Raw genomic sequence first — 14132 nt, forward strand, 5'->3', positions numbered from 1 at the left:
AAAGCTTCAGTAAGTAAGCATTTTTTTGGAATTACTTTTTAGACAACCTTAATTTTTATAACAATTGAATAGAAGAATTGCATTACAACGTGTGGCAATAATGATGGGAGGAGCCATTTCGGCACCTACTCTGGTTGCTATGCTCGAGGGCTGTAAGTCTCCCTCCTCGGCAGGGACTAATTTTAGTCTCATCAAGGATTATCAGGCATTGGTATCTGAAATAGCTGAGGTAATTATCCCCAAAACTGACACTCCCGGTGCAAAAGATGCGAATGTGGGCCCCTTTATTGAAAAAATGTTGAAAGATTGCTATTCCGATGTTCAGCAGAATCATTTCGTTAAAGGTCTGGATCAGCTTGAAGAAGAATCTAAAAAATTGGGTTCAGGGTTTGTTAAACTTTCAGCCGAAAACAAAACCAAAGTAATGAATACGATGGTGGATTTGGCTAAAAAAGAATCAGAAACCAATGAAGCTTCAAAAAAAGCCAAAGAAGTTGATTCTGAAAGTGGCCTTACCAAAGAGCAACAAAAGAAAAAAGATGAGGTTGAAATTCCGGTTCCATTCTTCACTTTAATGAAAGAATTGACCGTTTTCGGTTTCTTCACTTCCGAAATCGGAGCTACGAAAACCTTGGATTTTATTCCGATTCCGGGTCGCTTTGAAGGCTGTATTCCTCTTAAACCAGGACAAAAAGCCTACGCAATCTAATTATCAACCTTACTTATTAAAAAAACTTCAATGAATTTACAAGGAAAAGGTAATGATTCAGTTACCTATGATGCCATAGTGGTCGGCTCCGGCGTGTCTGGTGGTTGGGCTGCAAAAGAACTTACTGAAAAAGGTCTTAAAGTTCTCATGATCGATCGTGGTCGTGATGTAAAACACATCCATGATTATACTACTGCCCACAAAGAATCCTGGGAATTTGAGCATCGAGGTCGGGTTGACAATCAGGTTAGAAAAGATTATTGGGCGGGTGTAAGAACAGGTTATACTGCTAACGAGGAACACCGTCATTTTTTTGAAAAAGATATAGATAATCCATTCGAAGAGACCCGCCGTTTTGACTGGATTCGCGGATATCATACCGGAGGCCGTTCGCTGCTTTGGGGTCGTCAATCCTACCGTTGGAACGAGCGTGATTTCACCGCCAACCTTGAAGAAGGTGTAGGTACCGACTGGCCGATTAGATACAAAGACCTGGCACCATGGTATGAATATGTGGAGAAATTTGCCGGAATAAGTGGCTCAAAAGAAGGTCTGGATGTTTTACCTGATTCCTATTTTCAGCCTGCCATGGAGCTCAACTGTGTGGAAAGGGAGGTAAAAAAAGGAATTGAAAAGAATTTTCCCGGAAGGCATTTGATTGTGGGTCGTGTGGCTCACCTTACCAAGTCTACTCCTGAGCAGCACGCTTTGGGCAGAGGTCAATGCCAGTTTCGCAACAGGTGTATGCGTGGATGCCCCTATGGTGCGTATTTCAGTACGCAGTCGGCTACATTACCTGCAGCCATGAAAACCGGAAATCTTACGCTGATAAATGATAAAATCGTTTATTCCGTAATTTTTGATGATGAAAAAGGCAAAGCAACAGGCGTAAGAGCTATCGATCAAAACACCAAACAAGAGGTGGAGTATTTTGCAAAAATCATCTTTCTCAATGCCAGTGCCATCAATTCGGCCTGGATCATGATGCAGTCAAAATCAAAAACACACCCTAACGGCCTGGGAAATGCCTCTGACCAATTGGGTCGAAACATTATGGACCACCATTTGGGTGTAGGAGCCCAAGGTCAGTTTGAAGGATTTGACGATATGTATTATTATGGTCGCAGACCCAATGGGGTATATGTTCCGAGATTTACCAACTGGGGCAATGACAAAAGGGATTTCCTTCGGGGATTTGGCTACCAGGGAGGTGCCTCAAGAGGAAGAGGTGGTGCGGATGTTCCATTTGGAGCAGATTTAAAAGAATCACAAACCAAACCGGGACCCTGGACTATTAATTTGGGTGGCTTCGGCGAGACCCTCCCCGACCCTACCAACAGATTTACATTGACAGACAAAAAAGACAAATGGGGATTACCTATTATCAATTTTGATGCTGCCTGGGGAGAAAATGAGTGGAAAATGCGTGAAGCCATGGAGTCAGAAGCTAAAGCGATGCTTGAAGCAGCAGGAGCCAAAAACGTAATGAGCTATCATGACAAAGAGAAAGCTCCCGGTATCGGAATACATGAAATGGGAACTGCCAAAATGGGCCGTGATGCTAAAACTTCGGTATTAAATGGAAACAACCAGGTTTGGGGAGCTCCAAACGTATTTGTGACCGATGGAGCCGCAATGGCCTCTGCCTCATGTGTAAACCCATCGCTCACTTACATGGCTCTCACCGCCCGTGCAGCCAATTTCGCGGTAGAGGAGTTGAAGAAGATGAATTTGTAATTTTGCATTTCCTGAAATATTGAAAAGCCTCCGAAAGGGGGCTTTTTTTGGGATATCCCAAAAATCATAATGGATTTTGATTTCTAAGTTTAAATGCTTCAAAATGAATTCGCTTCATAAAAATTCAAGTCGGAAACTTCATCCAAATTTATATTCACTCCTAAAAAACTCCAAAGCATTACTTTCAAAATTCATCAATCATCTCTAACTTAGATTCAATAAATTCCAATATTTTTAAAACTTAAAAAATCCGATAGAATGGCTTTGAGAATACTAAAAAACAAACTTCTGCTCAGCGACACCACAGAGCCACTTTCGGAGACTCTGTTGATACGAATGTCCCTTTTAAAAAAAATATTAATTGTATTTATTTTCTACAACCTAATGGGGTGTAGAAAATCACATATAATTAAAAAAGAGAAAGAAAATATTAACATTATTTTAGAAAAACTAGTTACAATTGACCAGCAGTTAGTTAAGCCAAACCCAAATGGAACTTATATAGAAATCCCAAATGACAGATGGAATAGTTTTAAGGATAGTGTTTTTAGGCAGAATACTTCAATTTTGAAAAATTTATTTTATAAATACGGTTTTCTAGATTCTTCTAGTTTGGGAAAAAATGGAGCGTTCAATTTTTGGCTAATCGTACAGCATTCAGACTTTGACCTTCATTTTCAAAAGAAAGTTTTAAATTCAATGAAAAAATCTGTACAAAAAAAAGAACCGACCGCTCTAATTATGCTTATTTATTTGATAGAGTTCAGATTAATTCTAATCAAAAACAAAAATTTGGAACCCAATTAATCTACAATGAATATGGTCAAGCAGTATTGAAAAATTGCTCAACAGATACCTCTAAGCTAATAGAGCTAAGAAGAGAATATGGCTTAGAAGAATTATATGTATATTTGAATAAAGCCACATTATTACATTTTAACCTTAACAAAGATTATTACAAGAAAAAAGGAATTTTGGAACCTGTTCTTTATTAATTTGCGGGAATTAAAGCAATAAATTTTTCGTTCGTTCCGAGTCTCTGAACGCAAGGTAAATGGTTCTTTCAATGGTTTATTGATTTAAAATAAACCACTATGGACTAAAAGTCCATAGTTTTCTTACAGACTGAAAGTCTGCCTACTCAACTATGAAATTTGTATTGTCATTAGAATCAGGATTTCTATGATGTTCCAAATATTCATTTACCATCTCATCTGTAATATTACCTGTACTCCAACAACCAAATCCTATGGCCCAAAAGTGACGCCCCCAATATCTTTTCTTTAACTCCGGAAATTCCATTTGCAATTTCCTAGATGAACGCCCTTTAATAACTTTACAAGTGTACTCAAATCTTGCGATGGCCTATATTCTATATGCATATGAATATGATTCTTTGATACAACTCCTTCAAAATCTGTACTCCTTCTGCCTCACAGATTTGTATCAAAATTGTTCGACAACGTATCTTAATATCTCCTTCCAAAACTGAATATCTATACTTTGTTGACCATACAATATGTGCAGTCAATCGGGATACTGTATGTCCGCCTATTCTTTGAAATTCCATAACTTAAAGTTACAAAATTTTTAGAAACTAAAGTGAGATGCAATAAATTGCATAGTTTTAACTTTATTTGTGACCAATAAAATATCAAACCTATATTTACATATTTCAAAAATTCTATCTAACTTAGATTCAACAAATTCCAATATTTTTAAAACTTAAACAAATCCGGGAAATATGGCTTTTAGAATACTTAAAAATAAACTCCTGCACAGTGGCTTCCACAGAATCCATGGAGAAGACTCTATGGGGATGAAATTAAAAGTAACAATAATTATTTCAATTCTTCTGTCAATATCCCAAATAAAAACATTGGGCCAAAATCATATTGAAATAGTAATTCAAAATTGCCTAGTTCATAAGGAAAAATTCAATTTTTCCTTATGGGTGCCGTTTGATACTATTAAAGTAAATCCTGTTTACCAAAATAATCTGATTTTTTTGAGATTTAAAACAGATGAAGACATTGGCGTATTGAATATTTCTCGAATCAGGGAGGATACACTTTTTTCTTCTACTGAGTTTTTAGTTCCATTAACGGAGAAAAATAAATTTTTTATAAATTGTAAAAAAAATGAAGGTTTTTCTTCTAAACATTTAATTAATTATTCGAAATATTCTGACTCTCTTGAAAATTTTCTAAGCCCACAATATGAATCTGCTAATAAAATTTTTAATCAGTTTGAAAATTTTTATTCTACAGAGGACTCTTTACAAATTTTAAGAAGCAAATTCGCAAATCAACATGAGAAAATAAAATTAGCTCATCTGGATTTTTATAGAGAAAGACCTAACCAAATTTCAACTCTAATGTGTTTATTTTATAATAGTAGGCAGGCAAACTATTATAAAACTCAAGATTTTTTAGATTTTTTTTTGACTTTATCTCCTGAATTTCAAAAGAGTAAAATTGGACTTGAGTGCCGCAAAAATCTTTTACACAATATTGTCACCTTTAAAAACCAACCTAAGCTTGACTCATTAAATAAAATCAATTTTCAAAAAGTAGATATTTACAATAATAAATTCGATTTTACTCAACAAAAAGGCAAAATTACCTTAATTAATTTCTGGTTTATGGGTTGTGCACCTTGTGTTTATGAAATCCCGGAATTGGTATCACTAAAGTCTGAATATCCCAATTTGGATATTATTAGTTTTTCGACCGATAAAGAAATTGACAAACTTAAGGTCTTCGTGGCAGTAAAAAAAATGCTCTGGACCCATATTCAAGCTGATGAAGCAATCCGGGTAAAATTCAATATTAAGGGTTATCCCACCAATATTTTAATTGATGAAAATGGATATTTTAAATATATTAAAATGGGGGTAATCAACAGAAGTGAAATTGAGCGATTTTTAAAATAATTTCCCTTTTTTAATAAATATGTTATCTCAAAAAGACAATTTTCATCCGTTCTGAGTCTCCGTAAGGGACTCTGTACGCAAGGTAAATGGTTCTTTCAAGGGTTTATTGATTTAGAGTAAAATATCAAACCTTTATTTCCAGTTTCCAAAAAATCTATCAAACTTAGATTCAATAAATTCCAATATTTCAGTTAGAAACACTTCCAATTTTTACCAAAAAAATCATAAACAGATGCAACTTCGAAGTATTTGGTGGAGACTCTTTTATGATGATTCTTCCTACTCATGATACCAGGCAAAATTGCTTAACTTTTCTGCTCAATAGGTACGTATTGCTTCATAGACAAATATAGGCAAGTTAAATTTAATAAGAATAGCACAAACTGCAGAGAAAATGGCTTTAATAACCTTTTTTCAGAGAGCCAATACCATTTCAAACCGAAAAAACATTTAGGACTGTCGGGAAGCATCTAAAAATGTAAAGGAAAATATAAAATTTCAGAAATAACTTTCATACTTTTAATAAATCGAATAAAGATTTAATTTTTAGATAAACCAAGGTACCTCCCCCTGAAAACCTAAAACTATTTTCAAAATGAATATTCCTTTAAATTTCCTTTTAAAAACATCATTTTTTACAACATTTCTATTTTTAAGTTTTGTCGGAAAAAGCCAAAACAGAGATGACATAAATAATCGGGATATTTTGTATCTTACATCTGGCGGAAAGCTAAACCCGCTTCAGGCCATCATGGATATCAGGCATTATACCATTGAATTGGAAGTGGATATTGCCAGGCAATCTATTGCCGGTTTTACTGAGGTGAGTTTAAATCTTTCACAAAAAACCGACACATTAATGCTTGATTTGATTCATTTATATAAAGTTACCGCCATTAAAGTGAATGGCAAAATGGCCTCTTACATACAAAAAGACGATAAAATATTTATTACTTCTTCTTTTGGATTTGAAAAAGGAAATCAGAAAGTTAAAATCCAATACAATGGCATCCCCCCGGTAGCCATCAGACCACCTTGGGATGGGGGTTTTACATGGACAAAAGATGTGGCAGGAAACGATTGGGTAGCAATAAATATTCAAGGTGAAGGCGGAAAAATGTATTTCCCCTGCAAAGACCACCCTTCTGACGAACCCAATGAGGGCGTTGATATGAAAATCACCGTTCCTTCAAATTTAGTTGTAGCCGGTCCAGGTTTATTGATAAACGTAAACACCAAAAAAAACAAATCAACATATTATTGGAAGACGAACTACACCATAAGTAACTATTGTATTTTGTTTAATATCGGTAAATACAAAGTGGCCAGGGACACCTATACCACCATAGCGGGAAATATAGTGCCCATTGAGTATTATGTATTAGAGGCCGATACCGCTCAAGCCAAAAAGGTGATTGAATTGAAAAAGCGGGATAGCAAAATCATGGAAAAGTACTTTGGTGAGTATCCTTGGGTCAAGGAAAAAATCGGAATTGCTGAAGTGCCAAATCCAGGAATGGAGCACCAAACTATGATAACTTTCGACAACAAATTTAAATACAAAACCATCAACGGGCAGGAATATTCTGATAACCTTTTTCATGAGTACGCACATGAATGGTGGGCCAATAAGGTGACCAACAAAGATTGGGCACACATGTGGATACAGGAAGGAATTGCCACCTACGCGGAAGCATTGGCGATGTTAGAAATTGGTGGCGAAAAGGCCTATAATACCATGATAGACGGTCACAGAAGGGGCGTCAGAAATAGAAAAGCGATGGTTTTGGGGGAAGAAGTAACAGAAGAAGAAGTGTATTCCGGGGGAGATATTTATGTAAAAGGCTCTTTTTTTATGCATAGTTTAAGGTATTTAATAGGCGATGAGATTTTCTTTCCTACAATTAAGAAATTAGCCACCGACCCAAAATTCACTTATGACAATGTCGTAACTTCCGATGATGTTGAAAGGCTTTTTAGCTCTGCTGCCGGAAAAAACCTGAAACCGTTTTTTGATTTTTATTTGAGAACTACTGATGTTTTGGATATAGATGTGAAAGAAATTGGCTTTCAAAAATACCGGATCAAGCTTAATAATTTCTTTATGCCTTTGCCATTTGACATTATATCAAACGGCAAATCAGAGAAAGTGATAATCCCTGCTGAAGGAATTACAGTGACCAGCGATTTCGCCCCCCAAGTGGACCCCAAAGGCAATTATCTCAAAAAAATAACGATACATTGATGCCAAACTTAAAGAACATTTTAATAGCCATAAGTCTGCTTATATTGCCTAAAATCGTTTTAGCAGATGATTATCCTGTCAATAAAAACATTGACATCAAACATTATGAATTTCATCTTACATTGTCGGATGATACAGATGAAATCCTGGGAAATGCTAAAGTTAGCATTTTGTTTAAAAAGGCTGGAATACAGTCATTTAGGTTAGATTTTATAAATAAAACAGCAGAAAGACAAGGTAAAGGAATGCAGATTGACTCCATAAAAGCTGGGAACATTCCGGTTCTCTTTTCCCATCAAAACGATGAAATTATCATCAATTTGCCAAGCCCTTCTGTTGACAACAATGAATTGGTATTTAGCATAAAATATCACGGAATACCATTTGATGGACTAAAAATAGGCCCCACAAGAAATGGGGATAGAAGCTTTTTTTGTGAAAACTGGCCCAATAAAGCACGCCATTGGTTGCCAACCTATGACCACCCGTCAGACAAAGCTACCTCTGAGTTTATAGTGAAAGCACCTTCCCATTATAAAGTAATTTCGAATGGCTTGTTAATGGAAGAATCTGACTTGGGAAATAATACAAAATTGACCCATTGGAAACAATCAGTACCGGTTTCATGCTGGTTGACCGTACTTGGAGTTGCCGATTTTGCTGTAAAATATGTCGACAGATTTGAAGGAAAAACTATCGAAACCTGGGTGTATTCCAAAGATAGACAAGCCGGATTTTATGATTTTGACGAACCTACCAAAAAAGTATTAGAGCTTTTCAGCAGCTATGTGGGGCCATTTGCCTATGAAAAACTAGCTAATATTCAATCCGTTAACTCTGGCGGTGGCATGGAAACTTCATCTGCCATATTTTATTCGGATAAATTAATTAATGGCAAAAGAGACGTAAGATTAAGAAATGTGGTCATACACGAATTAGCCCATCAATGGTTTGGCAATTGTGTTACTGAAACTACATGGGACGACGCCTGGCTGAGTGAAGGCTTCGCTACTTTTTTTACGATGCTATTTATAGAAAAGGAATATGGAAAGGAAGAATTTGACAAGGAAGTCATGAAATCAAAAGAATCAGTTTTTAAAATGGCCAAAAAAATGCCGGATTTTAGTATTGTGAGTCCGCGTACTGCAGAAAAAGAAGACGTAACTTCTGGTTTAACCTATCAAAAAGGTGCCTGGATACTGCACATGCTCAGAGATATGATCGGCGAAAACAATTTCAAAAAAGGCATTCAATCTTATTATGCTAAGTTTTTCAATGGAAGTGCCACAACTGATGATTTCAGAATAGAGATGGAAAAAGCCTCTGGAAAAGATTTGAAATTGTTTTTTAAACAATGGTTGTATCAACCCATTAATCCCTCTTTAAATGGCACATGGGATTTTGACGAAAAGAGTAAAAAATTAACTATACAATTATTTCAAATTCAAGATTTTACATTTAATTTACCAATAGAAATAGCCTATTACACCAAGGGTAATCCCAAGCCCAATATTTTGAAAATGAATCTGACCAAAAAACAGCAAATACAAACTTTCAATTTGAATGCAATTCCGGAAATAGTGGAATTTGACCCGAGAAATGTTTTGTTGAGCGAAAATGTTTTTGTGAGGAAATAGGATTAAGAAACATTTTCGGCTGTTCTTAGTCTCAGTCTGGACTCTGAATGTATAGAAAATGCTTTTGTCCTCATGTTATTTGTTTAAAACTTTATAATGAAGAATCAAGGACTATTCCTTAATTTCATGATTTTCTCTGATTTAAATTCTATTATTTATAATATTAAAAAAAATAAAAACAAATCCTGAAAATATGGTAATTAGAATACCAAAAAATTCACCATCACAAAATCATACACCAAAATCTAATAAAAAGAAAGAATGATAGACAATTAACCAGGAGCCTTTTAAGAATTGAAAATCTTGACATTCATATCAGCGATGGTGCAACCAACCTAAAGCTGAGATAATTGGTTATTTTATTCCACAAAGTGTGAAAATTATAAATGATAAAGTTTATTGTGTAACAGTATCGGAATTAATTGTTTCACCTTTGCAGGGTATAAAAATACCAAAATAATGTTAAAAAAATCACTTTTTTCCCTGGCCCTGATTTCGATTTTTGGAAGTCAGATTTTCGCACAAACCTTATCTGTAGGCCCTACAGTGGGTTTAAATATAGCTACTATTAAAACATCCCCTATCACTGAGCCACTTTTGGGCTATAATGCAGGCGGATTTGCCAATTACAGTATCAATGAGCATTTCGGCTTATCGGCAAAACTGATTTACTCTCAGTTGGGAGCCAATTATACTGAAGTAGAAGATATAATTAGGTTGCACTATGTACAAGTTCCACTTTCTGCTGTATATTATTTCGGGGATAATGGGAGTAAAGTAAGGCCAAAAATATTCGCGGGGCCTTATGTAGGAGCATTATTAAAAGCAAAAAACAAGGTTGGCGATGAAATCCAGGGAACTGACAAGAAATCTGCCTACACGCCAATAGATTTTGGTGGTCAGGTTGGGCTCGGTATCAATTACCTTGTAAAATCCAGAACCTGGCTCAATGTAGATACTGCATTTGGAAGGAGTTTTAACGACATTTTCAAATCTTCAATCAATAATTATCACAATCTTAATTTAAGTGTAAATTTAGGTCTGAGCTTCCCGGTGGGTGATAACTAAAATTTCCTATTCCTTAAAAACCCTTAAATCTTTCAAAAGTTTTAAGGGTTTTTTTTCGCCAAAGCATTAATAATTTTAAAAAAAATAAAACATTAATCTCCCTTTCACACAATTTCCTAAAAAAACCATATTGATTCTTCTAATAATAGATTTCGAATCCAATTTAATAAGTGCATAATAATTTAGGACAAAAGAGGTTTTTGAATTTTCAATCTGCACTAAAACAACTCCAAACTCATTCTAATCAATGAGGAAGGTCAGTTTTTATCCATAAACACCAAATTATATTTGTTCCGAAATTTTTCTTATATCAAAATATGAAAATATGTTCATTTTAAAGATTAGATTTCAAAAGGAAGCCTAAAAGCTCGTTCTAAAAATTTAAAATAAACCTTATAAAAAATGAATCAAATCAATAATTTTTTGGCACATCTCTTTCATCACCAGATACTTGCCTGAAAATTATTTAAAAAAGACTCTTCAGTTAACTGAAAAGCTTATTTGATACTTTTTTTTGAAATCATTTCATAGATATTTTGAGAATTTCCCGGAAATAGAAGGATAAAATACATTATCATATTATGAGAATTGACAATACAACGTATAGTAAACTTCGGCTCATTGGCATAGCCGCTCTTGCAGTGCTAGGTTTGGTTTTGATTGGATTTACCATTAAAACTGGTCTTAATACCAACAAAGTGGTGATGCCGGAGCCAATCAATCCATTGGAAGGGCGTGTTTTGCCGCATCTGGATCACAGTGCTTATTTTAAAGATTCGATTACTTCTCCTACGGAGCTTACAAAAACCTGTTTGAAATGCCATCCAAACAGTGCCAAAGAGGTAATGAAAACGCCCCATTGGACCTGGCAAAGTGGTGATGTTATGAGAAACGGGAAGAATATTAAAACCGGAAAGAGAAATCAGGTCAATAATTTTTGTATCAGTGTGGTTGGCAACTGGAAATCCTGTGTTTCATGCCATGCAGGATATGGTTGGAAAGACCAGAACTATGATTTCACCAAAGAAGAAAATGTGGATTGCCTGGTATGTCATGATGGCTCCGGTACCTATTCAAAAGCCAATTACGGAATGCCTGACAAATCAGTAGATTTAAAAACCGTGGCTTCAAGCGTGCGTCGTCCTAATCGCGACAATTGCGGTATTTGCCACTTCAATGGTGGTGGTGGCATGGGTGTAAAACATGGTGACCTCGACGAATCCTTGCTTAATGCCAATGCAGAACTCGACATTCATATCGGTAAACTCAATTTTCAGTGTATAGATTGTCACGAAACCAAGCATCATGCGATTTCGGGTAAACTCAATACTACTTACACTGAAAAAACTAAAGTGGAACGTTTTGATTGTGCAAAATGCCACACCGAGAAACCACACAAAGAACACCGCCTCAACGAGCATACTGCACGCATCGCCTGTCAAACTTGTCATATTCCTGAGTTTGCAAGAAAACGTCCAACCAAAATGACCTGGGACTGGTCAAAAGCCGGTAGTACTACCAGAAAAGATGATGCCCACGAGTACCTGAAAATTAAAGGGGAGTTCCATTATGAAGAAGAAGTTATTCCTACTTATGCCTGGTACACCGGTAAAATGGAGCGTTATATTACGGGTGATAAACTAGATAATCTTGAAGAGCATAATATCAATAACCCTATTGGTTCTCGCAAAGATCCGAAAGCTAAAATCTGGCCTTTCAAAGTGCATCATGCCAATCAACCTTATGATCCGGTAAATAACATCCTGATTCCACCTCTTACAAGTGGTGATGGCGGTTACTGGACCAAATTTGACTGGAAATATGCCATTGCCAAAGGTGCAGAATTAAACAATCTGCCCTACAGTGGAAAATATGGATTCACAAAGACAAAAATGTATTGGCCAATTAACCATATGGTCTCTACGAAAAAAAATGCCTTGACTTGTGTTCAATGTCATTCGCCTGAAGGAAGAATAAACTGGCAACAGTTAGGTTATAAACACGATCCAGCTCAGGGAGCCGGAAAAACAATAAAAAAATAGATAATATGAAAAAAAGACCCAATCCCGTCACCAACCCTTATTTAGCAGGGTCTATTTTAGGGGTAGTTCTATATGCCGCTTTTGTGTTAACTCATAGTGGCCTTGGGGCTTCAGGTGCTATAAGTCGTATTCAGGTGGCCTTTGCCAAGCTCGTGTGGCAATCGCACGTTGATAAAGTAGGAACGTTTGCATCCATGGGAGCAGGCGATACCAACCCGCTCGATCATGCCAGTGTTTTGCTTCTTTTTGGTACATTTTTAGGTGGAATGATTTCAGCATGGTATAATGGTCGTATGAAAGTCGAAATTTTCAAAGGACCAAAAATCACTAACATTCAAAGATTGATTTTCGCACTTCTTGGTGGGGCTATCATGGGTTATGGTGCCAGATTTGCCCGGGGATGTACTTCAGGGCAGGCATTGTCTGGAGGAGCCCTCCTTTCTGTGGGAAGCTGGGCATTCATGCTAAGCATTTTTGCCGGAGGTTATGCTTTTGCTTATTTTGGAAGAAAGCTGTGGTCTAATTAAAATTTAAATTCAAAAAATATTATGTTACCTATAGATGTCATAGCATTATTTGGAAAAATCGGTGGTTATCTGATTTTTATCCTGATAGGTTTAGGTTTTGGAGTTTCCCTCGAACTGGCAGGTTTTGGCGACTCACGCAGGTTGGCAGCACAGTTTTATTTCAAAGATATGACGGTACTCAAAACCATGTTTACCGCTATTGTGGTTGCTTGTATCCTTATATTTTTATCATCAGGATTGGGATTTTTGGATTTTGCACAAATCTCAGTAAATGAAACATTCCTTTGGCCGGGAATTATTGGCGGACTCATCATGGGAGTCGGCTTTGTAATTGGGGGCTATTGTCCGGGGACCTCATTGGTATCAACAGCGAGTCTGAAATTAGACGGTTTGTTTTTCCTGGTAGGAGCAGTAGTTGGAGCGGGAGTATTCGGTGAAACCTTACCTACTTATGAAGATTTCTGGTATTCGTCTTTTCATGGTCGTTACCTGCTTTCTGATTGGCTGGGCTGGTCAGTGGGTGCTACTGTTTTTGCTGTAGTTCTTATGGCTGTAGCGATGTTTTATGCAGCTGAAAAAACAGAAGAATATTTCAGAAATGAAGGAACCAACAAGCCGTGGTCATGGAAAATATCGAGGAAAGCTTATTGGTTTGGTGCCGGAGTTTTGGTAGTAATGTCAGTAATTGTTTGGATGATTGGTCAACCGGATCCAGCCCGGAAATGGAAAATGCTCGAAAGTAAATATTCGGGAATGCTTACCTCTAAAAAAGTATTTATCCATCCATTAGAATATGTAAAAACTAGTAATGACGCCGGAGTTAAGCTTATTACTTTAGATTTAAGACCTGCAGCTCAATACAATGCATTTCACCTTTATGGTTCAGTAAATGCCAAAATGGATGACGTATTGGATACAAAATTTGTAACCCCATATACCCAATTACCGGTAAACGGAGTACTTATTTTAATTGCCGAAAATGATTCGATAGCAGTGCAGGCATGGAAATACCTAAAAGTTCAGGGCATTGAGAATCTGTATATTATGGAAAATGGCTTACAAAACTGGAACAGTCTCTTTGCCGATAAAAAAGTTCATGAAGAACACATAAACCTTTCTTCACCTCCGGTGGAAGTATTAAAACTGTTTAAAAAAGACGCATTTGTACCAAAACTGAAAATTGGCACCAAAAAACGTTCCGGAGGGCTTTGTGGCTAAAATATTAATAACCT

The 14132-nt window shown here is 36.3% G+C and carries 10 protein-coding genes and 1 pseudogene; 10 read left to right on the forward strand and 1 reads right to left on the reverse strand.

What is annotated here, in order from left to right:
• Positions 1-64: 64 nt before the first annotated feature.
• The 3 genes from IPP61_18765 to IPP61_18775 all read left to right on the forward strand — a co-directional run bounded on the left by IPP61_18765 (position 65) and on the right by IPP61_18775 (position 3253).
• Positions 65-709: a gluconate 2-dehydrogenase subunit 3 family protein gene (locus tag IPP61_18765; protein ID MBL0327172.1), complete on the forward strand. Its 645-nt coding sequence runs from the start codon at positions 65-67 to the stop codon at positions 707-709.
• 30 nt (positions 710-739) lie between these two features.
• The gene (locus IPP61_18770; protein MBL0327173.1) at positions 740-2446 is read left to right on the forward strand and encodes a GMC family oxidoreductase; all 1707 of its coding nucleotides are present in this window, start codon (positions 740-742) and stop codon (positions 2444-2446) included.
• Positions 2447-2704: 258 nt separating this feature from the next.
• Positions 2705-3253, forward strand: a complete 549-nt coding sequence (locus IPP61_18775; GenBank protein ID MBL0327174.1) for a hypothetical protein — start codon at positions 2705-2707, stop codon at positions 3251-3253.
• Positions 3254-3583: 330 nt separating this feature from the next.
• Here IPP61_18775 and tnpA read toward each other — a convergent pair.
• Positions 3584-4016 (reverse strand): annotated as a pseudogene (gene tnpA / locus IPP61_18780) (IS200/IS605 family transposase).
• 249 nt (positions 4017-4265) lie between these two features.
• On the opposite strand from tnpA, the gene IPP61_18785 reads away from it, so the two are divergent.
• From IPP61_18785 to IPP61_18815, 7 genes are all read left to right on the forward strand, one after another.
• Positions 4266-5381 (forward strand): TlpA family protein disulfide reductase, encoded by a 1116-nt coding sequence (locus tag IPP61_18785; protein ID MBL0327175.1) that lies wholly within the window; start codon positions 4266-4268, stop codon positions 5379-5381.
• A 595-nt stretch (positions 5382-5976) separates the two neighbouring features.
• Positions 5977-7626 carry a M1 family metallopeptidase gene (locus IPP61_18790; GenBank protein MBL0327176.1) on the forward strand — a complete coding sequence of 550 codons (1650 nt, stop codon included), beginning with the start codon at positions 5977-5979 and terminating at the stop codon, positions 7624-7626.
• Positions 7626-9263, forward strand: coding sequence for a M1 family peptidase (locus IPP61_18795; protein ID MBL0327177.1), 1638 nt, complete (start codon positions 7626-7628; stop codon positions 9261-9263). Before IPP61_18790 ends, IPP61_18795 begins: the two co-directional genes overlap by 1 nt.
• A gap of 459 nt (positions 9264-9722) precedes the next feature.
• Complete coding sequence (locus tag IPP61_18800) at positions 9723-10331, forward strand: PorT family protein (GenBank protein ID MBL0327178.1); 609 nt, start codon at positions 9723-9725, stop codon at positions 10329-10331.
• A 581-nt stretch (positions 10332-10912) separates the two neighbouring features.
• Positions 10913-12373: a tetrathionate reductase family octaheme c-type cytochrome gene (locus IPP61_18805; protein MBL0327179.1), complete on the forward strand. Its 1461-nt coding sequence runs from the start codon at positions 10913-10915 to the stop codon at positions 12371-12373.
• Positions 12374-12378: 5 nt separating this feature from the next.
• On the forward strand, positions 12379-12900 hold the full coding sequence (locus IPP61_18810) for a YeeE/YedE family protein (protein MBL0327180.1): 522 nt from the start codon (positions 12379-12381) through the stop codon (positions 12898-12900).
• 21 nt (positions 12901-12921) lie between these two features.
• Entirely contained in the window at positions 12922-14118 is a 1197-nt protein-coding gene (locus IPP61_18815; protein ID MBL0327181.1) for a YeeE/YedE family protein, read from the forward strand.
• The last annotated feature ends 14 nt before the right edge of the window (positions 14119-14132 follow it).

The sequence above is a fragment of the Cytophagaceae bacterium genome (genome assembly GCA_016722655.1).
In the GTDB taxonomy this organism is placed as follows: domain Bacteria; phylum Bacteroidota; class Bacteroidia; order Cytophagales; family Spirosomataceae; genus Leadbetterella.